Here is a 23,348-nt window from a genome sequence, read left to right on the forward strand (position 1 = left end):
CCATCCTTTCCCTGGTCCGAACAGATTAAAAAAGGGCGCGGTCCGTTGGATGGAACCACGCCCTTCATGAATCTTTTGATATGCATGGTGACAAGCGCAACGGGCCGCTCTGTTCATGAATCGAAGTGGGCCCACCTGGGCTCGAACCAGGGACCGACCGGTTATGAGCCGGTGGCTCTACCAACTGAGCTATGGGCCCGTCAACGACGCAGGCTTCTCTTATCGGTCACCTTCGGGTTTGTCAAGCAATCCGATCCGACCGCTCCCGGTGATCAGCGACGGGCCTGTAAATGGGCAAAATCCACCCACCCCCGGGCGTGCCCGGACAGTTAGCTCTCGATGAAGCTCTTGAGCTTGCGGCTGCGGGTTGGATGCCGGAGTTTGCGCAAGGCCTTGGCCTCGATCTGCCGAATGCGTTCGCGGGTCACGGTGAAATCCTGCCCCACCTCCTCCAAGGTGTGATCCGCCTTTTCGCCGATACCGAAACGCATGCGCAACACCTTTTCCTCGCGGGGCGTCAATGTGGCCAACACCTTGCGGGTCTGTTCGGCCAGATTGAGGCTGATGGCGGCGTCCGAGGGCAACATGAATTTCTTATCCTCGATGAAATCACCCAGATGGCTGTCCTCCTCTTCACCGATGGGCGTTTCCAGGGAAATGGGTTCCCGTGCGATCTTGAGCACCTTACGCACCTTGTCCAGAGGGATCTCCATCTTTTCGGCGATCTCTTCGGGACGCGGTTCGCGCCCCATCTCCTGGACCAGATAACGAGAGGTCCGAATCAGCTTGTTGATGGTCTCGATCATATGAACAGGGATCCGTATGGTACGCGCCTGGTCGGCGATGGCCCGGGTGATGGCCTGCCGGATCCACCAGGTGGCATATGTGCTGAATTTATATCCGCGCCGATACTCGAACTTGTCCACCGCCTTCATCAAGCCGATATTGCCCTCTTGAATGAGGTCCAGGAACTGCAATCCCCGGTTGGTGTATTTCTTGGCGATGCTGACCACTAAACGCAGATTGGCCCTGATCAGCTCGCTTTTGGCCAGCTTCGCCCGGGCCCGGCCTTCATCGACATTGGACAATATCCGCTTGAGCACCCGGCTACTGGCCTTGACCTCGTTCTCCTTGGCGCTGATTTGTCCCTGCACGTTGCTGACATGATTATAAAGAAGCTCCAATTCCGCCCGCGGCAAGTCGGATTTCGACTGCACCAGTTTCAAGAAGCGGGCACGGGTGGTCAGGCTCTCGCGCAAGGTCACCACCGGGATGCCGAGGGTTTCGGCAGTGGCCGTGATCACCCGGTTCATGGCATCGAACCAATCGATCAGATTACGGATATCCTCCTCCATCTGGTCGATGACGCTGCCCTCCAAACGCCACTCCTTGAGCAGATCGAAAAGCTTCTGGTTGCGACGGGTGATGCAGCGGCGTATGCGGCGCTGCTCATCCGACTTGAGATGGTCGTCGTTGAACAGTTGCTCGCGAAAGGACATGTTTTCGCCATGCACCTCCGCGATGGCCCTTATGGTGCCCACAAAGGCGTCGATCTGCACGAACTCGTCCTGGTAAGTGTCGCCCTCGTCCACATCCCGCAACACGTGCTTGGGACGCAACATTTGATTTTCGATGCGTGAACCCAAATCGAGGATGAACTGCACGCCGATGGTGGTTTCCAACAGCGCCTTGAGGACATCCTGCTCACCGGCCTCGATCTTCTTGGCGATCTCCACTTCGCCCTCGCGACTGAGCAGGGTCACCAACCCCATCTCCCGCAGGTACATCTTCACCGGATCGGTCACCGTCCCGTATTCGGACATGCCGTTGTCGTCGGAGGTGGTGCTGAGATCCAATTTTTGAGTCTTTTCCTTGGTCAAATTGCGATTGTTTTCATCGATGATATCGATACCCAGATCATCGAACATCATCAATGTGTCATCCACTTGATCCGCTGCCAACATCTCGTCGGGCAGGGCGGTATTGATCTCGTCATACGTCAGGAAACCTTGTTTCTTGCCCTGGGCGATCAACACCTTCATGGCCTTTTCCGTGACGGCCTTGGCACCCTTCTGGTCGCCGCCCGGTTGATGCCCCCGGGCCTTTACCGCGGCGGCGGTCAGCGCCGCGTCATCGTTCTTGGCCGCGGCATGGTCCGCCTTTGGGGTCGGTGTCTTGGCGTTTTTGGTTTTGTGATCCGTTTTTTTTGCTGCCATTGGTTTGAGCCTCCAGCACCTTGCTACAATTTGGTCAATCCCCTACCCGCCTGCTGTTGTTTTTGCATCAACAGTTTTGCAAGCAACTCCATATCGTTATTCTTTTCCGCCGATTCGATCCGGCGTTGCAGATCCTGTCGCAACCGGCGGCGGCGCCGGTCTTCGAACTGCGCCAACAGACGTTCGCACCCCTGCCGGTCCCACCTGTTGTCTTCAATGGCCAGGCGGGCCAGCAGGCTGTCCATTTCGGGATCGTCAATGGACGCCGGCAGATCCAAGCCTCGGTCGGCCGGCCGGTCGCCTTGGCGTACCACCATCCGGGCCAGCGATCGACACTGGTCGTCCTCGAAATCGTCAATCACATTGCGCCCCACGATCTCCGGAATCATGGCAGGGCAATGCAACATCATGGCGATGATGCGCATTTCCAAACGGCCGCGGTCGACCATGGCGGTTGCCGCACCGGTTGACTTGTCCGCAGCCGCCGACCGCGAACGTCCGCCGATGGGGGCATGTTGCGCCGCCTTCCGACGGATCTTGTCCAGTATGGCCGCCTCATCTATGTTCAACCGTTCGGCCAACTGCTTCACATAAAGCGAACGGGCCAGGCTGTCCTGGATCGCCGCCAGCGGCGCCTGCATCTCGTCCACCACCTTGATTTTGCCCTCCAGGCTGAGGCCATGGGTGTCGATGGCCATCTCGATGATGAACGGCATCATTGCCAGAGCATTATCGGCCGCTTTGAGAAAAACATCAGGCCCCTTTTCGCGCAGAAAGGTATCGGGATCGTGCCCTTTGGGCAGCACAAGAATGCGAGCGTCCAGGTAACCTGCCTCGAACACCTCCACGCTGCGCTGAGCGGCATTCAGCCCCGCCTGATCGGAATCGAACACCAGGATCGCATGGCCGGCGCGGCCTACCATACCCTTAAGTAATTGCACATGCTCGGGTGTCAAGGCCGTACCCAGGGTCGCCACAGAATTCTCGATGCCGAAAAGGTGCATCGCCAGAACATCGAAATACCCCTCCACCACATACACCTTGCCGGTAGCACGGGCGGCCCGGTTGGCCTTGTCCATGGCGTAAAGACAGCGCCGTTTATTGTAAACCGGGGTTTCGGGCGAGTTGAGATATTTGGGTTTGCCGTCGCCCATCACCCGCCCACCAAAGCCGATCACCTGCTGACTGAGATTGAGAATCGGAAAGATCACACGGTCCCGAAAACGGTCATAGTGCCCCCGATTGTCCTTGCGCGGCACGACCAGCCCGCTTTTGCGCAACAAGTCGTCGGGCACTTTCTGTTTTTCGAGATGGCGCGACAATCCGTCCCACCGATTGGGCGCGTAGCCCAACTGATGGCGCTGAATGATGTTTCGGGTCATCCCCCTGCCCACCAGGTAGCTCATCGCCCGAGCCCCTTCGACGCCATCGGCGAGGGTTTCCTGAAAAAAGCGCATGGCCGCCTCGTTGACGGCCAAAATACGCTCGTTTTCCGTGAGTCGCGCCTTTTGCTCCGGACTCATGTTGGCGACGGGCACCTCGATACCATATTTGGCAGCCACCCTGCGCACCGCGTCCCCGAAAGAAAGCCCCTCAAGCCGCATCAGGAAACTGAACAGCGAACCGCCGGCTTGGCAGCCGAAACAATAGTAAACCTGCTTCTCCGGGCTGACCGTGAACGAAGGCGTCTTTTCGGCGTGAAACGGGCATAGACCGGTGTAGGCACGACCGGCCTTTTTCAGCACGACGTACTCTCCCACAACCTCAAGGATATCGGCGGCGTTCTTGATCCGATTGATGGTCTCTTCAGGAATCTGATAGGCCAAAGAGAACACCCTCCATATCATCCAGTGGGCTTGTTGGGGAGGCCAACGGCCAGGGCAGACGCATCTGCTGAATCCGGCACCTCATCACGACCAAACGCAACCTTCGGTCATAATGGCGGATTTCCGGCAGACGGTAAGGGGCGGTGAATCATCGGCGGCATGGTAACACCTCGGCGGCTTAATTGATGCTCAGGTCATCAAAATTTCTGAAACTACCAAAACAGGTGTTTGGTGTCAAGGCAGCATAATAATCACGAATCGGCGCGGTGCTACCCTCGAACGAAGAAAAAACAATGTTCGGCGGGAAAACTTACAACGCACCCTTGGAGGAGGGAACACCCACCACTCCTTCATCCAAGCCCGCGGCTTGCCGCAAAGCGCGGCCCAATCCCTTGAAGACCGCCTCGATCATGTGGTGCCAATTGTCGCCATAGGCGATCTCGACATGCAGGTTCATACCGGCTTTGTAAGCCAAGGCGCGTAAAAATTCCTTGGCCAGGGAAAGGTCGAAGTCGTTCTGGCGCGGCATTGGTGAAGGCGCGCGCACATACAGGTAGGGACGATTGGACAGGTCCACGGCCACCTTTGCGAGTGCGTCATCCATCGGAATGACGGCATACCCGTAGCGGCAGATGCCTTTGCGCTCTCCCAGCGCCTGGGACAGCGCTTGGCCCAAGACCAATCCCACGTCCTCCACCGTATGGTGATAATCCACCTGGATGTCCCCTTCTGCGGTCACCGTCAAGTCCAACCGTCCGTGCACGCACATCAGGGTCAACATATGGTCGAAAAAACCAATGCCGGTGGTCACTTCGCAACGGCCATCGCCGTCGATGCACAAGCAGGCGCGAATTTGCGTCTCTTTGGTTTTCCGTTCCAACTCGGCAACGCGTTTCATGTAAGATCCTCTGCTTTATATCCGGGGGCGTGGGGGTGGGTTGCACATTGGTGCTAACAGATCCTGGAACGTCCAGCCAAACATCTGATTCATACAAGATATGAAGTGGAATTGCAACCTTGGCGACAGTTCGGGTTTGTTGTGTTTGCTCGGTCAAAAAACGCCATCACGAACCTTGATTTGCGGCGAACGGTTGGATAAAAAGACCCACCATGTTGTCAGAACATCGCATCACAACCAAGGAGAGTGCATTTGAACCAGCCCCGACCCATTGTTTTGCAAGATGCTTTTAAACAATTTCGCCACGATCAGGAAAAAATACAAGCGCCGGAAACCACCGTCGCACAATTCAAAGAGAAACTGGCCGCCAGCGGCTTGAATCTGCTGGAGGACATCGTGCGTGTCGACAACGGCCGCTTGGACATCCCGGTCTATTTCAGCATCTGCGGTTCGGACGCCCGCAATGCCATCGGCAACTACAAACAGATGGGCAAAGGGGCCACCCCGGCACAAGCCCGGGCCAGCGCCGTGATGGAACTTGGCGAGCGTTTCAGCCTATACAGCTTCCGTGCCGATGATACCCGTTTCATCGATGCACCGTTCAACGCACTTGAATCCCCGACCCTGCCCCTCGAGGCCATCGCCCGTTCCGTGAACGACGCCTCCGACGACCTGGCGGTGGCCCTGGAGGTGTTCAAACAACTGCCCTTGCGTTGGACCTGGGCTTTCAATCTGACCCGCGGCGAATCGATGCTGGTGCCCTTCAATTGGTTTTGGGCCATCAATGAATTCAACGGTGCTTCAGCCGGCAATTGCATTGAGGAGGCGCTCTGCCAGGGCATTTGCGAAGTGGTGGAACGCCATGTGTCGGCCCTGGCCGGTCGGCCGGATGCGCCGTTGCCGGCCATCGATCCCGCCAGTGTCAACGACCCGGTGGCGCGGGAGCTGCTGGACAAGTATCGAAACGCCGGCGTCCAAGTGCACCTGTCCGATCTATCGATGGAGGTAGGCATTCCCACCGTCGGTGCCCTGGCATGGGATCCGGCCACTTTCCCTGATAAAAGCGAGGTTGTGTGGACGGCCGGGACCACCACCAATCCCGCCAAGGCCCTTTGCCGTACCCTGACCGAAGTGGCTCAACTGGCCGGAGACTTCAACAGCGGCGGCAATTACGTGGCCAGCGGCCTGCCCAAATTCAACCATCCGGAGCAAGCCCGTCATGTGACCCATCCGCAAAGCCGCGTGCCACTGGACGCCTTGCCAGACGTGGGGGATGACAACATCAAGACCGAGGTGTTGCGCTGTGTGGCGGCTTTGGCCCGGCGCCGGATGGAGGTGCTGGTGGTGGATGTGCGCCATCCGCGACTGGACATCCCCGCTTTTTACACCATGGTGCCCGGCACCCGTTTCCGCGAGCGGGCAGCCGGCTCAAGTGTCGGCATGGTGTGTGCCAAGCTGATCGCCGAGCAAATGCCCGTGTCCCTGGCCATCGCCCAACTGGCGGACCTTGAGCGTCGGATGCCGGGCAAACACTACACCCCTTTCTATTTGGGGAAATTGTACCTGGACCAGGGTGCCCACCCCGATGCCCTGAACCACTTGCACCGAGCCGCCGAAAGGGAACAGCCTGCCGAAGACCGGGCCAGTGTGTTCACCTACTTGGGCATCGCTTATAAAGAGATGGGGCAGTATGGGGAAGCGCTGGCAGCCTTGTCGCAAGCCGACGCCATCGATCCCGAGCGCACCGACACCCTCAATTTGATGGGATTTTGCCACTTTAAAAAGGGGGCCCATGAGATGGCCATCGCCTGCTTCGAGCGCGTCGTCAAGTTAAATCCCGGTTCGGCCATCGACTATGCCAACCTGGCGGTCAACCATCGGGCCATCGGTAACATCGAGCAAGCGAAAACCTATTACCGCCTGGCCCTCTCCCTCGACCCGGAGATCGATTTCGCCCGGCAACACCTGGAGCAGCTGGAAAGCTGAACGCGGTGGTGCTCACCCGCCCATGCGCTGCAACAACTCTCCGGCGGCGTTGTTGTAGTCCTGCGCGCCGAAACTGCTCGTACGGTAAAACACCACCGGTTTACCCACATCGGCACTTTCGGCGATGGTGGTGTTGGCGCGCACGGTGGTGTCGAACAGCAGCGGACGGTAGCGGGGCGTTTCCTGCAGGGCCTGCAAGACGCGCTGGCTGACCCGTGTGCGGGCATCGAAAAAAGTGGGCAGGATGCCCACCACTTCGATGTCGGGATTGATGTGTTCCTTGACTGCGGCGATGGTTTCGAAAAGCTCTCCCAAGGCGCCGAAGGCGTAAGGATGGGTTTGGCACGGAACCAGAACGTAACGGGCATAGGTGAACACGTTGACCGTCAGCAGTGAGAGGCTCGGGGGCGTATCCAACAGAATCACATCGTACTGCGCCTCGATATCGGCCAGGGCCTCTTTGAGCCGATTCTCCCTTCCCTCGACGTCCGCCAGCTCCACCTCCGCCCCGGAGAGGTCCACATGGGAGGGAATGATGTCCAGGCCCGGCCATCTGGTGGACAGAACGGTTTCCGCAGCCGACAGCTTACCGTCCGGTCCCACCAAGTCATAGACAGACGGCACCTCTTCGTCCGTTTCAATCCCCACCCCCTTGGTGGCATTGGCCTGGGGATCCATGTCGACGATCAACACCTTGCGGCCCATACGACTCAGTGCAGCGCCCAGGTTGATCACGGTGACGGTCTTTCCGACACCCCCTTTTTCGTTGGCAACGGCAACAGATCTGGTTTGCATCCTCATGCCCTCCTTCTATGCAGTGGCTTCCGTTGTCGGGAAATCCTCGTTCATCAACAGGTCGATTTTGTCACGCAGGCTTGCCAATCGATCTCGCAGGTGGTTCATGGTCTGTTCGATATCCGCCAACCGGCCCTCGACCAGCGCCTTGTCGCTGCGACCGGCTTCAACGGCAGCGGCCAGCTGCTGCACGTCGCCCACGTAGGTGGTGAACTGTTGGGTCAGAAGGTCGTAGAGCCGGTTGCCGACCACCCGTGTCATGGGTTGTATATATTGGAATTTGAGATTCTCCTTGTAATCCTTGAAATGGGCGATGACCGCCCTTTCGGTTTCCCGTTTCATGCGGCGCACCCCATCCTTCAATGCCTGGATACCTTCGACGGGATCATCGGGGGATGATTTTTTCAGCACCTTGCGCAAAACACGCACCAAGGCATAAAAACCCAGACGCATCACCGCTTCGGTTTTGATGGCGGCGGAATATCGCATGGTGGCCGCCGCCGGCGGCAGGGACAATGCCATGTCGTTTTTGATCGACGCCAAATCCAGGGCGCCGTCAAATGTCCATTGGTTGGTCATGGGGTTCAGGCCGAACTGCTCCAGCGCCTCCTCGTAGCGCGCCAGGGCATCGCGCACCATGGCCTCATAGGGTTCGGCCACCAGGTGCAACTGTTCCTGCAGCTCCTTCTCCCGCTGTTGGACAAAGCCTACGATTTCGGGATTGATCTTCTCGGCCATCAATCCGTCCAGCGCCTGCTTCAGTTCTTGAAACACCCAATAGAGGGTGTGCGTGAAGCCCGAGGCGGCAAGCCGCTCACGGCAATTTGCAAGATCGACCCTGTAATCCCGCACGAAAGCCAGCACCTGTCGCAGCAACGCCCCACTGCGCGGATCGAAAAAGCGGTCCACTTCCGCCTTCAGCTCACGGGATATTTTGGCGATGGCGCCGTCCAAAGTACTTTGTATCATAGCCTCGACCCGGGACATACGATCCTGATGGATTTGCAATCGTTCGGCCATGTCGCGCGCATCGCCCGTATCCCGCCGCAGCAAATCGCGATTGAGTTGCAACCACTGCCGCAACCCGTTGAGCGTAACCGCGATGCGTGCCAACTGATTTTGCAGCAGCAGCGCCGAACGCTCGCGGGTCAATTTGTGATCCAAAACGGTTCGCAAGCGACGCAGTTCATCGGTGGAATAAGCACTGAGCGTCTCCGCCTTGCGCCATTGGTTCAATCGCTCCTGATCTTTTGGCGGCAAGGTGGCCGTGATCTTATCGAAAAGGGCGTACAAGGCGGAAAGCACGAACGGCTGGGGATCCGGCACCATCATGCTCAGCTCTTCCCGGATGCGTTGCACGAGCGCTTTCAGGTCCGCCATGCCTTCGTGTTCGTTCAGGTCGCAGTTGACCACGAACAGCATGTTGCCGGCAATGCCCATGCGCTTGATGATGGATAGAAAACGAATGTCCGCCTGACGCAATCCGGTTCGACTGCTGATGACATACAGCACCAGATGGGCCTTGAGCAGATAGTCCTGAATCATGGCCAAATGAAGGGGGTTGGGCGAATCACTGCCTTGGCAGTCGGCCATTTCCATATTGGGTGCCAGCACATCGCCCGGCACGGCCAACTCGATATCCCGAAGAAAAACCGCCAATGCGTCGTTGCCCACGAAATCGCGATGATCGGCGAACCGGTTACCGTCAAAGGAACGAGTGGTCCCTTCATCTGCGATGAACGCCTGCACCTGGTCGTACCCTTTTAAATACGAGGCCAAGAGCACGCCATTGGCGTTGAGGCTATCGTGCACGATGCGCAACTCGCTGTCCAGGGCATCCAGGGCGGATTGGAGATCGCGTCGATCCTGCCCGCGGCGAATATCGAACGCCTGTTCCCGTGATCGCCATGCATCCGTGGGGAAAAGGACCAGGGCCTGCTGCACCTCGGCGTTGACCTCGTCCCAGGATTTGAAATAGAGCTTGGCTTGCAATGCCTCGCCCTGCCGCAAGCGGGTGACGATGGAGGTCACCACGCCCGCCCCCCGCTTCAGGTAATCGCCTTGCAGCAGTGCGTTGACCAGCGTGCTTTTTCCCGATTTGATCGCCCCCACCACGGCGATACGTACCACGTGGTCATTCAATTGGCGGGCGATGGTGTCGCAAGTCGATTCCCACTGGTTGAATGCCGCCCCGCCGCCGTTGAGCACGCCGGCGGACTGCCGCAACAGCGTCTTGACTTCTGCGTTGATGGCGAGAACTGTTTCCCTGTATTGCTGATAGCGATCCATAGATGCTTTCCGTCTTCGGCACAGTTGCCGTTATGCGCCAATACCGCCTTTCGGGCCGAAGGTTGGATATAGCAACGCTTGGTCCGAATTGTCAAAACCTACCATCACCATTGATCCCCACCGGATCCCGCCAAAATGATGCGGGATTGTAAATCCAATGATTTTGTGGTATTGGAGTTAAAGTCGGCGGTGCCGCACGCAGTCCATATTAAAGGGGAACCACGATCCATGTCTGAAAAGCATCCGGAGTGCCCGCTCTACAATCCCTTGAATTGCAAAGAGTACTACAACCCCAAGTTGTGTGCCTTTGTTCGCAAAGACAAGGATTGCCTGAAAAAGAAAAAGCCGAAACAGAGCCCTGAAAAGAGCGAAGCGTGATTCGGCACGGATGCCATGCATTGTATAAAAAAGGGGGCGTCGTGGACGCCCCCTTTTTGTTGGCAGGTCTGTTCAGGCATGGCCGGCCGTGCCGGACAAGGCATGGGGATCGATTCCCAGCTTTTCGATAGCCCTTTGCCAACGCTCCGGCGGCGGAATGTCGAAAATAATGTCGCGACTGCCCGGGGTGACCAGCCAGGCGTTTTGGCTCATCTCCCATTCCAACTGCCCCGGCCCCCATCCGGCGCAACCCAGGGTGATCAGAAAGTCCTCAGGCCCCTCGCCGCGGGCGATGGCTTCAAGTATGGCGCGTGAATTGCTCAAAGCCAGCGTATCGCCGATGCGCAAACTGTCGGGCCAATCCAGGGGTGGTCCATGCAGTACGAAGAGTTCATTGGTGTGCACCGGCCCGCCGACATGGATGGCCAGGGACGCTGCCGCCGGGCTGTTCGGTATCTCCAGCTCGTCGAAAATCATGCGCCCTTCGACCCCCTCATAAATTTGATTGATTACCACACCCACGGCACCTTCATCCGTATGGGCGGCAATGCACGTCACGGACTGCCTGAAATTGGGGTCCATCAGCGTGGGCATGGCCATCAGCAGGTATCCCTGCAATGATGTGGAAGGAAAAAGTTGTTCCATGTGCGGCACCCTCGATGGTTGACGGCCGATGGATTCGGCATTCGTTTGTTCGACAAAGCCAAATGAATCCCTATCATAAAAACCGCGCCCCAACAAATCCGGCGTCGCGCAGGGTGAATTGCCTGCGGCATGTCGACGATCGAAGCCTGAAAATAATATGATGGAAATTCATTCGGATGGACGTTTGTGATCCTGGCCGAAAGCGTGTCCGGCAAGATTTTGACTTGCACCTGTTTTTGTGAAGAAAATTCTTGACACTGCGGGACGCCTGTTGCTAAACAGCCGATAACTCGCTTAGGATTGCCGAAATGAAACGCCATATTGCCCGAATCATCCTTATCAACCTTATTATTCTCGTACTCGGTGTCATTGGCGGCGCCGGGCCAAAGGGGCGGTAATGGTGTAAGCAAAATCCCCGGTGCAACAAACAAACCGTTACCCGCCCCGAATGGCCGGTAACGGTTTTCTTTTTGGAGGAGATGATAACAATGAAAAGCGAACAGGTAAAACAAGGTGTGGAACGCGCGCCCCACCGCGCACTGCTCAAGGCTTGCGGATACACGGACCATGAGATTCGGCGTCCCCTGATCGGCATCGCCAATTCGGCCAACACCGTCATCCCCGGCCATGTCCATTTGAATACCCTGGCCGAGGCGGTCAAGGCAGGGATTTACATGGCCGGCGGCACACCGGTGGAATTCGGCATCATCGGTGTCTGCGACGGTATCGCCATGAATCACGAAGGCATGAAATACTCGCTGGCCAGCCGGGAGCTGATCGCCGATTCGGTGGAAATCATGGCCAAGGCGCACAGCCTGGACGCCTTGGTGATGATCCCCAATTGTGACAAGATCGTTCCGGGCATGTTGATGGCGGCGGCCCGCCTGGACCTGCCGACCATTTTCGTCAGCGGCGGCCCCATGCTGGCCGGCCGCGATCCCCGGAATGCGGGGGCCGGCAAGATCGACCTGATCACGGTGTTCGAAGCCGTCGGGGCGGTCAAGGCAGGCCGCATGAACGAAGGCGAGCTCGCCGCCATCGAGGATGCCGCCTGCCCCACCTGCGGCTCCTGCGCGGGCATGTTCACCGCCAACTCCATGAACTGCCTGACCGAAGCCATCGGCATGGGACTGCCCGGCAACGGCACCATTCCGGCGGTGATGGCGGCCCGCACCCGCCTAGCCAAACAGGCCGGCATGCAAATCCTCTCCTTGTGGGAAAAGAATATCACCCCGAGCCGCATCATGACCCCCGAGGCCTTCGGCAATGCCCTGGCGGTGGACATGGCTTTGGGCTGTTCGACCAACACGGTGCTTCACCTGGCCGCCATCGCCCGGGAGGCAGGCGTGCCCTTCGAGCTGGACCAAATCAACACCATCAGCGGCCAGACGCCACACCTCTGCTCCTTGAGCCCCGGCGGCATTCACCATATCGAAGATTTGGATCGTGCCGGCGGTATTCAGGCGGTGCTCAAATTGCTGGCCGCCGCCGGACGGATCGATGAAACCTGCATCACCGCCACCGGGTGCACCGTGGGCGAGAACATTGCCGCCGCAAGGGATGCCGACCCGGAAGTGATCCGATCCTTGGACAACCCCTATCATGCCACCGGCGGACTGGCGGTGCTGCGCGGCAACCTGGCCCCCGACGGCTGCGTGGTCAAACAGACGGCCGTTCGACCTGAGATGATGCGCCACAAGGGCCCGGCCCGCGTATTCGAATCGGAAGAGGAAGCCACGGCGGCCATTCTCGGCGGCCGCATCCAGGCGGGCGACGTGGTGGTGGTGCGCTATGAGGGCCCCAAGGGCGGACCCGGCATGCGTGAAATGCTCACCCCCACATCGGCCATTGCCGGCATGCAACTGGACGGCCAAGTAGCGCTGCTCACCGACGGACGCTTCTCCGGCGGCACCCGCGGCGCCGCCATCGGCCACATTTCGCCCGAAGCCGCGCAAGGCGGACCGATCGCCCTGGTCCAGGAGGGCGACATCATCACCATCGACATACCGGCCAAGGCGATCTCCCTGGAGGTGGATGAACAGCAACTGGAAACCCGCCGCAAGACCTGGCAACCACCCGCACCGCGGGTGACAAAAGGGTATCTGGCGCGCTACGCCGGCGCCGTCGGCTCAGCCGCCGGAGGCGCCGTTTTCGAATAGGCATGCAGGGTAAAGGGCGCCGCTCGAGGCGGCGTCGAACCCACCGTTGTCGAAACGATCAAGGAATGGAAACAGCACAATGAAAAAGACAGGCGCGGAAATCTTGATGGAGATCCTGAAAGAAGAGGGTGTGGACACTCTTTTCGGGTTCCCCGGAGGCGCGGTCATCGACCTTTATGATGCGTTGATGCGCAGCGATTTGAGACATCTACTGGTGCGTCACGAACAGGGCGCCGTGCATGCAGCCGACGGCTACGCCAGGGCAACGGGCAAGGTGGGGGTCTGCCTGGTCACCTCCGGACCGGGGGCCACCAACACGGTTACCGGCATCGCCACCGCCTACCTCGATTCCATCCCCCTGGTGGTCATCACCGGCCAAGTGCCGACCCAACTGATCGGCAACGATGCTTTCCAGGAAGTGGACATCGTGGGCATTACCCGCCCCTGCACCAAGCACAACTACTTGGTCAGCCGAGTGGAAGACCTGGCGCGCATCCTGAAAGAGGCCTTTCACATCGCCCGCAGCGGACGACCGGGACCGGTCCTGGTGGACATCCCCAAGAACGTCGGACAAGCCGTTACCGACTATGCACCCGTCGGTCCGGTGAGCATCAAGTCCTACAACCCCACCTATGCGCCCAACATCAAACAAATCCACAAGGCAGTGGCGTTGATTCGCAACGCCAAGCGACCGGTGGTCTTTGCCGGCGGCGGCGTGATCTTGTCCGATGCTTCCGCCGAGCTGACCACCCTGGCCCGCACCCTGCAAATCCCGGTCACCACTTCCCTGATGGGGCTGGGCGGCTTTCCGGGAACCGATCCCTTGTGGCTCGGCATGTTGGGCATGCACGGCACTTACCGCGCCAACATGGCCATCTCCCACTGCGACCTGTTGATCGCCGTGGGGGTGCGATTCGACGACCGGGTGACCGGCAAAACCGACTGCTTCGCCTGCAACGCCAAAATCGTGCACATTGACATCGACCCCACCTCCATCCGCAAAAACATTGCCGTGGCCGTTCCGGTGGTGGGCGATTGCAAACACAGCCTGACGGAAATCAACCAGGTGGTGGAAGAGCAGGGTCTGGGGCGTGACAGCGAAAAGCATGCGACGTGGCTGGAACAGATCGACACCTGGCGCAAGGAGCATCGTCTGTCCTACCGCCAGCAGGACGTGATCAAGCCCCAGTACGTTGTGGAAAAGCTCTTTGAATTGACCCGCGGCGATGCCATCGTCGCCACCGAAGTCGGCCAGAACCAAATGTGGGCCGCCCAATTCTATCACTTCAAGCGTCCCCGGCAATGGATCACCTCCGGTGGCCTGGGCACAATGGGATTCGGCTTGCCGGCGGCCATCGGCGCCCAGGTGGCCTTTCCCGAGGCCGTGGTGGTGGACATCGCCGGTGACGGAAGCATCCAGATGAACATCCAGGAGATGGCCACCGCCGTACAATACGGCCTGCCGGTCAAGGTGGTGATCCTCAACAATCGCTGCCTGGGCATGGTGCGCCAGTGGCAGCAGTTGTTCTACGACAAACGCTACTCCCAAACGCTCCTGGAGCAAGGACCCGACTTCGTCAAACTGGCCGAGGCCTACGGTGCCGCCGGCTTGCGAGCGGTACATCCGGACGAGGTGGAAACGGTGCTGGCCAAAGGGCTGGCCACCGCCGGACCGGTGATCATGGAGTTCCTGGTGGACAACGAAGAGTGCGTCTACCCCATGGTGCCGGCGGGCAAGCCCATAACGGACATGCTGTTGGTGTAACACCGGGAACCAGTAAAGCGAGTTCCCTAATCGGGTCGGCTTCAAGCACAAGTTGTAAAGTGAGTTGCCGGCCTAAGCCTTGGAAGAAGACAGGGACCTATGAAATCCGAAAAACATACATTGACCATGCTGGTGGATAACGAGCCGGGCGTCTTGTCCCGGGTGGTGGGCCTGTTCAGCGGCCGGGGATTCAACATCGACAGCCTGTGCGTGGCGGAAACCATGGATCCCAAGGTGTCGCGGATCACCATCGTCACCCAGGCCAACCCGCTGCTGTTGGAACAGATTGAAAAGCAGTTGCGCAAACTGATCAATGTGGTCAAACTGCGCGAAATGTCCGATGACCGGGCGGTACGGCGCGAAATGGCGTTGATCTGCGTTCACGCCCGAGCGGAGAATCGGGACGAAATCTTGCGCCTGGTCAATCTGTTCCGGGCCAAGATCATCGATGTGGCATCCAATTACTACATCATCGAAGCAAGCGGCGACGCGGACAAGATGACTGCCCTGATCGGGCTGCTCAAACCCATGGGCATCAAGAAAATCGCCCGCACCGGCACCGTCGCCCTTTACCGGGAACCCAAACGGGGCATTTAACCGTTCAACAAGTTGTGCGAACCTTCGCATGGCAATTCACTAAAGGAGAGATTAACACCATGGCACAGATCGATTTTGGCGGAGTTGTGGAAGAGGTGATCACCTCGGAAGAGTTCACCCTGGAAAAAGCGCGGCAGGTGTTGGCCGACGAAACCATTGCCGTGCTGGGGTACGGCGTGCAGGGCCCGGCCCAGGCGCTGAACATGCGGGACAACGGTTTCAAGGTGATCATCGGTCAACTGGAGTCGGACAAGGTTTACTGGGACAAGGCCGTGGCCGATGGCTTCGTGCCCGGCGAAACCCTTTTCTCCATCGAAGAGGCGGCCAAGCGGGCCACCGTGATCCAATATCTGCTCTCCGATGCAGGCCAGATGGCCACCTGGGACGCGGTCAAGGCTTGTCTGAACCCCGGTGACGCCCTTTACTTCTCCCATGGTTTCTCCATCGTCTACAAGGACCAGACCAAGATCATTCCGCCGGACAACGTGGATGTGATCCTGGTGGCGCCCAAAGGCTCCGGACGTAATGTGCGGATGAACTTTTTGGACGGCAGCGGCATCAACTCCAGTTTCGCCATCTTCCAGGACGCCACCGGCCGCGCCAGGGAGCGCACCCTGGCCTTGGGCATCGCCATCGGTTCGGGCTACCTCTTTCCCACCACCTTCGAAAAAGAGGTCTACAGCGATTTGACCGGTGAGCGGGGCGTTTTGATGGGCTGTTTGGCCGGCGTGATGGAGGCCCAGTACAACCTGCTGCGCAAACACGGCCACAGCCCCAGCGAAGCTTTCAACGAGACCGTCGAAGAGCTGACCCAGAGCCTGATTCGCCTGGTGGCGGAAAACGGCATGGACTGGATGTACGCCAACTGCAGCACCACGGCGCAGCGGGGTGCCCTGGATTGGGCACCCAAGTTCCGGGATGCGGTGGTGCCGGTTTTCGATCGGTTGTACGAAAGCGTAATCGACGGCTCGGAGACCCGCCGGGTGCTGGAAGCCAACAGTACCCCCGACTACCGCGAGAAACTGAATGCGGAGCTGGCCGTCATCGGCGATTCGGAAATGTGGCGAACCGGCCGTGCCGTGCGCAGTCTGCGTCCGGAGAACCGAGGAAAATAGAAGGGCAAAAAGAGATAATTGTCATGGAAAAGGTACTGATCTACGACACCACCTTGCGCGACGGCAGCCAGGGGGAGAACATCAGCTTCTCCTCCGACGAAATGCTGAGCATCGCCAAGCGATTGGACCAGATCGGCGTCCATTACATCGAGGGCGGGTGGCCCGGCTCCAATGCCCGGGACGCCCGCTTTTTCGAACTGGCCGCCAGGGAAGGTTTCGTCAACGCACGCATAACGGCCTTCGGCAGTACGCGCAAACCTTTCACCGAAGCTGCCGACGACCGCAATCTGCAAGCCTTGATCGACAGCCGGGCCCCGGCAGTGGCCATCGTGGGCAAGTCCTGGACCCTGCACGTGGAGCAGATCATGGAGAACACCCGGGAAGAGAACCTGGCCATGATCCGCGACAGCATCACCCTGATGAAAGATCACGGGCGTGAAGTGATCTACGATGCCGAACATTTCTTCGACGGTTATCGGGAAGATGCGGCCTATGCCCTGGAGACGGTGACGGCGGCGGCCCGCAGCGGCGCCGACGCCGTCATCCTCTGCGACACCAACGGCGGCACCCTGCCCTTCGACATCGAAACCGTTTTCGACCAGGTCCGCCGATCCCTGGCGGCACAGGATCTGCCGGTGCGCCTGGGTATCCATGCGCATAACGATTGCGGCCTGGCGGTGGCCAACAGCATCGCGGCCGTGCGCACCGGTGCGACCATCGTTCAAGGGACCATCAACGGCTACGGCGAACGGTGCGGCAATGCCGACCTGATCACCATCATTCCCATCCTCAACCTGAAGATGGGACGCGCCTCCATTCCCGACGACCGTTTGGCGCAACTGAAAATCCTTTCCCGGTTCGTCAGCGAAACGGCCAACCTGGTGCCTCTCAACTCCCGCCCCTTCGTGGGCCGCAGTGCCTTCGCCCACAAAGGCGGCCTGCACGTCAACGCCATCATGAAAGCACCCCGGGCCTATGAGCATATCGATCCCGCCCGGGTGGGCAACAAGCGACGGGTGCTGATGTCCGACCTGGGCGGTAAAAGCAACGTGGTGTACAAAGCCAAGGAGTTGGGGGTGGAACTGGGGTGCAACGGCCTGGACTGCCAGCGCATCGCCACCGAGATCAAAACCTTGGAGGATCAGGGATACCAATTCGACGTGGCGGACGGATCGATGAAGATTTTGCTGCAGAAATTCACCGAACAGTTCAAGCCGCTTTTCGAGCTGCAATCGTTCCGCGTCACCGTGGAAAAGAACCAGTCCCAGCCTTGCACGGCCCAAGCCACCATCAAAATCGCCGTGGACGGCAACGATGAAATCACCGCCGCCGAAGGCGACGGGCCGGTCAGCGCCTTGGACAACGCCCTGCGCAAGGCCCTGGCCAAATTCTACCCCGGACTGGAGGCCATGCGCCTGGTGGATTTCAAAGTGCGGGTGATCGACGGCAGGGAAGGAACTGCGGCCCGGGTGCGGGTCTTCATCGAATCCCGGGACCACAACGACATTTGGAGCACCATCGGGGTCTCCGAAGACATCATCGAGGCCAGCTGGCACGCCCTGGCGGACAGCTTTCAGTACAAGTTGGCCAAACAGCAGGAACAGACCGAAGGATGACCACCCATGAAGAAGGCAGGTAAATACGCCGCAGGGTACTCGATTACCCTGCGGCCCATGCTTTGCTCGTGTTGGCGACCGTGAACGATACGAAACATCCATCACCCATCAACCGAGCGAGGTAAACCATCATGACCGAAATCGTCAAAATCTTCGACACCACCCTGCGCGACGGCGAACAGTCCCCCGGCGCGACCATGAACACCGGCGAAAAGCTGCGCCTGGCCATGCAGTTGGAAAAGCTGGGCGTGGATATCATCGAAGCCGGATTCCCCGCCGCCTCCGAAGGGGACTTCGACGCCGTGGCCCAGATCGCCGGCAAGCTCAAGCGCACCGAAGTGGCCGGCCTGTGCCGCACCGACAAGCCCGACATCGACGCCGCCTGGGGGGCCATCCGGCATGCGGTCAAACCGCGCATCCACACCTTCATCGCCACCTCGGACCTGCATCTGGAGTACAAGCTCAAAAAGACCCGTGACCAGGTGTTGGCCGACATCAAGAAGGCCGTGAGCTACGCCAAGACCCTGTGCGAAAACGTGGAGTTCTCCGCCGAAGACGGTTCGCGCAGCGATCGCGATTTTCTGTGCCGCGCCTTCGAAGTCGCCATCGCCGCCGGTGCCACCACACTCAACCTGCCCGACACGGTGGGTTACGCCATCCCCAGTGAATTCGCCGAACTGGTCCAATACGTGATGCAGCACACCCCCAACATCCACCAGGCCGTGCTCAGCGTCCACTGCCACAACGACCTGGGGCTGGCCACGGCCAACACCCTGGCGGCCCTGGCCGTCGGCGCCCGCCAGGCCGAAGTGACCATCAACGGCATCGGCGAACGGGCGGGCAACACCTCCCTGGAGGAGGTGGTGATGGCCCTGCACACCCGCAGCAACCTGCTGCCCCTGACCACCAACATTCAGACCGAGCAGATCCATCCCACTAGCCGTCTAGTGAGCATGATCACCGGCATCATGGTCCAGCCCAACAAGGCCATCGTCGGCGCCAACGCCTTTGCCCACGAAGCGGGCATCCATCAGGACGGGGTGCTCAAAAACCCCATGACCTATGAAATCATGCGCCCGGAAACCATCGGCCTGAGCGCCAACAAGCTGGTGTTGGGCAAACATTCGGGCCGCCACGCATTGCGCGACCACCTGAAGAATCTGGGTTACGATTTGTCGGCTGAAGAGCTGCAGGTGGTGTTCACCCGCTTCAAGGCACTGGCCGACAAGAAAAAGCATGTGATGGATGAGGATCTGGAAGCCATCATCACCGAAGGGGTGCTGCGCACCCACGAGACCTTCGTGCTGGAGTACCTGCACGTCACCGCCGGCACCACCGTGCTGCCCATGGCCAGCGTCAAACTGGCCATCAACGGCCGTTCGGTCCAGGGGGCCGGCTATGGCAACGGTCCCATCGATGCCGCCTACAACACCATCGCCAAGCTCACCGGCACCGAGGCCGAACTGATGCGATTCTCCATCAGCGCCCTGACCGGCGGCACCGATGCCCAGGGCGAAGTGACGGTCCGCTTAAGAGAAAACGGACTTGTGGCCCTGGGCCGCGGTTCGGACATGGACATCATCACAGCCAGCGCCTTGGCCTTCGTCAACGGCTTGAACCGTTTGGAATACCTGAAAACCCATCCGGTTGAAAAGGCCCAAAGCCTCTAAATGCCATGGGCCGGGGAGGCGGACACGCCGCCTTCCCGGCCCCTTACCCGTAATAGATCATCATGGTGACGGACATGACGAACCATGCAGACAACTTGGCGCGCCTGCGGGAACTGATTGCCCAAAGCAGTCGAATGGTCGCTTTCACCGGGGCCGGCATCAGCACCGAATCTGGCATTCCCGACTTTCGCAGCCCCGGCGGCTTGTGGACCAAATACCGGCCCATCGAGTTTCAAGACTTCATGGCATCCGAAGAGATGCGGCGGGAATCGTGGCACATCAAATTCGCCACCGAGAAGGTGATTGCCGACGCCAAGCCCAATAAGGGACACCTGGCACTGGCCCACCTGTACCGACAAGGCAAATTGAGCAGCGTCATCACACAGAACATCGACGGGCTGCACCAGGTGTCGGGCATCCCCGACGACCGGGTGATCGAGCTGCACGGCAACACCACCTACGCCCTCTGTCTGGATTGTCATCAGCGCTACGAATTGGACCAGATACGGGCCATCTTCCTGCCCGATGAAACCGTCCCCCATTGCGACCGGTGCGGCGGTTTCATCAAAACGGCCACCATCTCCTTCGGCCAGGCCATGCCGGTCGAGGAGATGCGTCGCGCCGAAGAGGAGACCCTGGCCTGCGATCTGTTCGTGGCGCTGGGATCGTCGCTGGTGGTTTTCCCGGCCGCCGGTTTTCCCTTGATGGCCAAACAGAACGGCGCCCGCCTGGTCATCATCAACCGGGATGCCACCAAGCAGGACCCCTATGCGGACCTGGTGATCAACGGTTCCATCGGCGAGGTGTTGGGCGGTCTGCTGGACGGTGATGAATTATCAATGGGAAGGGACGATTAATCCACCTGCAAAGTGCCGATCAGATCCCTCACGCGGGTCATGCCGTGGGCCAGCAGGTAATCGGCGATACCGTCGACGATTTGCATGGTGCAGCCGGGATTGACGAAATTGCCGGTGCCGATCTGGACGGCCCCGGCACCGGCGATGATGAACGCCAAGGCGTCCTCGGCGTTCATGATACCGCCGATACCGATGATCGGCAGCTTGACCGCCCGGGCCACCTGCCACACCATGCGCAAGGCCACCGGTTTGATGGCCGGCCCGGACAGGCCCCCGGTGATGTTGGCCAGTTTCGGCCGCCGCGTATTAATATCGATGGCCATGCCGGTGATGGTGTTGATCAGGGAAACCGCGTCGGCACCGCCGTCCGCGACGGCGCGGGCAATGACGGTGATATCGCTCACATTGGGCGACAGTTTGACCACCACCGGCCCCTTGTAACGCACGCGCACCGCCTCGGTCACCTGCTGCGCGGTCCGCGGATCGGCACCGAAGGCAACCCCCCCCTCCTTCACATTGGGACAAGAGATGTTCACCTCCACACCTGCCACGCCCTCAATCTCGCTAAGGCGCGCCGCCAACTCGGCGTAGGCCTGCACATCGGTACCGTAAATGTTGGCCAGCACAGGAGTTTGCAGACGCCGTAAAAATGGCAGCTTGTCCCGCACAAAGGCCTCCACCCCCACATTTTCCAGGCCGATGGCATTGAGCATGCCGCAAGGGGTCTCCACGATGCGCGGCGGTGGATTGCCCTTGGCCGGCAGCAACGACAACCCTTTGACCACAATGGCGCCCAAGCGGTTCAAATCCACCAGCGCGTCAAACTCCTTGGCATACCCGAAGGTACCCGAAGCGGTCATCACCGGGTTTTGCAATTTCAGCGGGCCGATGGCGACGCTCAGATCGACGTTTGTCATGCTCGTTCACCCCTTGGGTTGCCGGTTGCGCGGTGGCCGAAGGGCGCCGAACCGCCCCTATCGTACCGTGGCACCCTTCTATATCGCATACGGAAAAATATGCAAGACAACCAAGCAACACCCGCATGAGTGACCGGACACGTCGCACCACAAAAGGGTGACTGCATCCAAATCGAAATCGAAATCGGGATCGAAATCAAACAATCAACAAGACGCTACGCCACAGTCTGCGAATTAAATAAAAGCGATTTCGATCCCGATAGCGATCCCGATTTCGATTTATAATGGGGGCAGGTCCGAACATGGGCGTTGTAGATAAACGCATAAAGTTTTTCCCTCAAGGGGCGATATCTTACGAAAGAGCAATGGTCGCCTGCGGCGATACCGGATCGTTGGCGGTCGGCCGATGCAAATACCATTACCGGCACCGAACACAATTGTGTGTTGCAGGCACCACGGATTTTTAAAACCATGGGATGGTTCAGCCGAAACAACGGATCAACGGAAGACACCGATCTCCAGCTTGCTGCCGAACAGAGCGCCTTGCTGGAGGAGCGCAGCGCCATGCTGCTGCGGACAGTGAATGTGCTGCTTCACCTTTTGCAAGCTTTTGCCTTGGATATCAAAGAGATCCACGCCGATCGCTTCAAGGAGGAACTCCAGGCGCTCAACGAACGACTGCAAAGCGCTGAAAAGCCCAAACGGCTTGAGGTCCATTTTGAACACCAGAAAGAACGCATGTTGGCCTTCATCGACCGGCAGCGCGGCTATCTCGAAGACCGCGAAAAGGAGTTGCGGGACATCATCGATTTGCTGACCCGTGCCATGGCCAATCTGAACGTGGAAAACCGGGAATTTTACGAACGCATCTACGACCAAAGCGACAAACTGATCGCCCTCAACGACTTGGACGATATCAAAAAACTCAAAAGCGCCTTGCAGGCGGAAGTGGACCAGATGCGGGATATGGTCCACATCAAACAGGACCAGGAACAGCGCCAAATCCAGTTGCTGGCCGGACAGGTCCAAACCCTGCAAAACGAGCTGCACAAGGCCCGGGAAAAGTCCATGACCGATCCCTTGACCGGCATCTACAACCGGCAAGCCCTGGACGATGTCCTGGCCGAACGCATCATGCGCAGCCGAATCGTCGAAAGCGATTTCTGCCTATTGATGATCGATGTGGATGACTTCAAGCAGATCAATGACCGGTATGGTCATATCATCGGCGACCGGGTGCTGATCGCCATGGCCCAGAAATTGCGGAACGCCATCCGCGGCGACGATCTGCTGGCCCGCTACGGCGGCGAGGAGTTCACCATCATCCTGGAAGGCGCAATTCTACGTCATGCTCAGAAGAAAGCACGACAAATATGTGACACCATCGCATCGGTCCGCTACGCCACCAGCGAGACCCAAACCGACAATTATCTTACGCTCACCGTCAGCATCGGGGTAACCGCTTATCGCAATGGCGACACCGCCGAGGACTTGATCGGTCGCGCCGATCAGGCGTTGTACCAAGCCAAGCATAAAGGTAAAAATTGCGTCGTTGCCAAAAAATCTTGAACAAACCATCAATCTGGATTAGAAACAAACAGATTTGGCACCGGGCGGCC

General features: G+C 59.0%; 18 protein-coding genes and 1 tRNA gene. 10 read left to right on the top strand and 9 right to left on the bottom strand.

The window, feature by feature from the left end:
* Positions 1-126: 126 nt before the first annotated feature.
* From MRX98_RS08460 to hisB, 4 genes are all read right to left on the bottom strand, one after another.
* Positions 127-199: transfer RNA gene (locus tag MRX98_RS08460), tRNA-Ile, on the bottom strand.
* A 130-nt stretch (positions 200-329) separates the two neighbouring features.
* Positions 330-2,216 carry an RNA polymerase sigma factor RpoD gene (gene rpoD, locus MRX98_RS08465; protein ID WP_281432273.1) on the bottom strand — a complete coding sequence of 629 codons (1,887 nt, stop codon included), beginning with the start codon at positions 2,214-2,216 and terminating at the stop codon, positions 330-332.
* Between the two features lie 23 nt (positions 2,217-2,239).
* The gene (gene dnaG, locus MRX98_RS08470; protein WP_246905460.1) at positions 2,240-4,042 is read right to left on the bottom strand and encodes a DNA primase; all 1,803 of its coding nucleotides are present in this window, start codon (positions 4,040-4,042) and stop codon (positions 2,240-2,242) included.
* A gap of 310 nt (positions 4,043-4,352) precedes the next feature.
* Entirely contained in the window at positions 4,353-4,940 is a 588-nt protein-coding gene (hisB, locus tag MRX98_RS08475) for an imidazoleglycerol-phosphate dehydratase HisB (RefSeq protein ID WP_246905463.1), read from the bottom strand.
* Positions 4,941-5,192: 252 nt separating this feature from the next.
* On the opposite strand from hisB, the gene MRX98_RS08480 reads away from it, so the two are divergent.
* Positions 5,193-6,926, top strand: coding sequence for a YcaO-like family protein (locus MRX98_RS08480; protein WP_246905465.1), 1,734 nt, complete (start codon positions 5,193-5,195; stop codon positions 6,924-6,926).
* Between the two features lie 12 nt (positions 6,927-6,938).
* On the opposite strand, the gene MRX98_RS08485 is transcribed toward MRX98_RS08480, so the two are convergent.
* A complete protein-coding gene (locus MRX98_RS08485) occupies positions 6,939-7,721 on the bottom strand; it encodes a ParA family protein (RefSeq protein WP_246905468.1) in 783 nt (260 codons plus the stop codon).
* Between the two features lie 15 nt (positions 7,722-7,736).
* Positions 7,737-10,010 carry a dynamin family protein gene (locus tag MRX98_RS08490; protein WP_246905471.1) on the bottom strand — a complete coding sequence of 758 codons (2,274 nt, stop codon included), beginning with the start codon at positions 10,008-10,010 and terminating at the stop codon, positions 7,737-7,739.
* A 228-nt stretch (positions 10,011-10,238) separates the two neighbouring features.
* On the opposite strand from MRX98_RS08490, the gene MRX98_RS08495 reads away from it, so the two are divergent.
* A complete protein-coding gene (locus tag MRX98_RS08495) occupies positions 10,239-10,388 on the top strand; it encodes a hypothetical protein (protein ID WP_246905474.1) in 150 nt (49 codons plus the stop codon).
* Between the two features lie 72 nt (positions 10,389-10,460).
* On the opposite strand, the gene MRX98_RS08500 is transcribed toward MRX98_RS08495, so the two are convergent.
* Both MRX98_RS08500 and MRX98_RS08505 read right to left on the bottom strand, forming a co-directional pair.
* A complete protein-coding gene (locus MRX98_RS08500) occupies positions 10,461-11,033 on the bottom strand; it encodes a YqgE/AlgH family protein (protein WP_246905477.1) in 573 nt (190 codons plus the stop codon).
* Positions 10,988-11,545: a hypothetical protein gene (locus MRX98_RS08505; RefSeq protein ID WP_246905480.1), complete on the bottom strand. Its 558-nt coding sequence runs from the start codon at positions 11,543-11,545 to the stop codon at positions 10,988-10,990. Before MRX98_RS08505 ends, MRX98_RS08500 begins: the two co-directional genes overlap by 46 nt.
* Between MRX98_RS08505 and ilvD the strand changes: the two genes are divergently transcribed.
* The 7 genes from ilvD (at position 11,522) to MRX98_RS08540 (ending at position 20,812) form a co-directional block, all read left to right on the top strand.
* Complete coding sequence (gene ilvD, locus MRX98_RS08510; protein ID WP_246905483.1) at positions 11,522-13,192, top strand: dihydroxy-acid dehydratase; 1,671 nt, start codon at positions 11,522-11,524, stop codon at positions 13,190-13,192. The genes MRX98_RS08505 and ilvD overlap by 24 nt on opposite strands.
* Before the next feature lie 79 nt (positions 13,193-13,271).
* Entirely contained in the window at positions 13,272-14,957 is a 1,686-nt protein-coding gene (gene ilvB / locus MRX98_RS08515) for a biosynthetic-type acetolactate synthase large subunit (protein ID WP_246905485.1), read from the top strand.
* A gap of 99 nt (positions 14,958-15,056) precedes the next feature.
* Positions 15,057-15,554, top strand: a complete 498-nt coding sequence (ilvN, locus tag MRX98_RS08520; RefSeq protein WP_246905488.1) for an acetolactate synthase small subunit — start codon at positions 15,057-15,059, stop codon at positions 15,552-15,554.
* A 59-nt stretch (positions 15,555-15,613) separates the two neighbouring features.
* The gene (gene ilvC / locus MRX98_RS08525) at positions 15,614-16,669 is read left to right on the top strand and encodes a ketol-acid reductoisomerase (RefSeq protein ID WP_246905491.1); all 1,056 of its coding nucleotides are present in this window, start codon (positions 15,614-15,616) and stop codon (positions 16,667-16,669) included.
* A gap of 23 nt (positions 16,670-16,692) precedes the next feature.
* Positions 16,693-18,285 carry a citramalate synthase gene (gene cimA, locus MRX98_RS08530; protein WP_246905504.1) on the top strand — a complete coding sequence of 531 codons (1,593 nt, stop codon included), beginning with the start codon at positions 16,693-16,695 and terminating at the stop codon, positions 18,283-18,285.
* Between the two features lie 131 nt (positions 18,286-18,416).
* Positions 18,417-19,955: a 2-isopropylmalate synthase gene (locus MRX98_RS08535; protein ID WP_246905506.1), complete on the top strand. Its 1,539-nt coding sequence runs from the start codon at positions 18,417-18,419 to the stop codon at positions 19,953-19,955.
* Between the two features lie 74 nt (positions 19,956-20,029).
* On the top strand, positions 20,030-20,812 hold the full coding sequence (locus MRX98_RS08540; protein ID WP_246905509.1) for an SIR2 family NAD-dependent protein deacylase: 783 nt from the start codon (positions 20,030-20,032) through the stop codon (positions 20,810-20,812).
* Here MRX98_RS08540 and MRX98_RS08545 read toward each other — a convergent pair.
* Positions 20,809-21,729, bottom strand: a complete 921-nt coding sequence (locus MRX98_RS08545; RefSeq protein WP_246905510.1) for a dihydroorotate dehydrogenase — start codon at positions 21,727-21,729, stop codon at positions 20,809-20,811. The two genes, MRX98_RS08540 and MRX98_RS08545, sit on opposite strands and share 4 nt — an antisense overlap.
* 471 nt (positions 21,730-22,200) lie before the next feature.
* Between MRX98_RS08545 and MRX98_RS08550 the strand changes: the two genes are divergently transcribed.
* Positions 22,201-23,298: a GGDEF domain-containing protein gene (locus MRX98_RS08550; protein WP_246905522.1), complete on the top strand. Its 1,098-nt coding sequence runs from the start codon at positions 22,201-22,203 to the stop codon at positions 23,296-23,298.
* The last annotated feature ends 50 nt before the right edge of the window (positions 23,299-23,348 follow it).

The sequence above is a fragment of the Desulfatitalea alkaliphila genome (assembly GCF_022968795.1).
GTDB lineage: Bacteria > Desulfobacterota > Desulfobacteria > Desulfobacterales > Desulfosarcinaceae > Desulfatitalea > Desulfatitalea alkaliphila.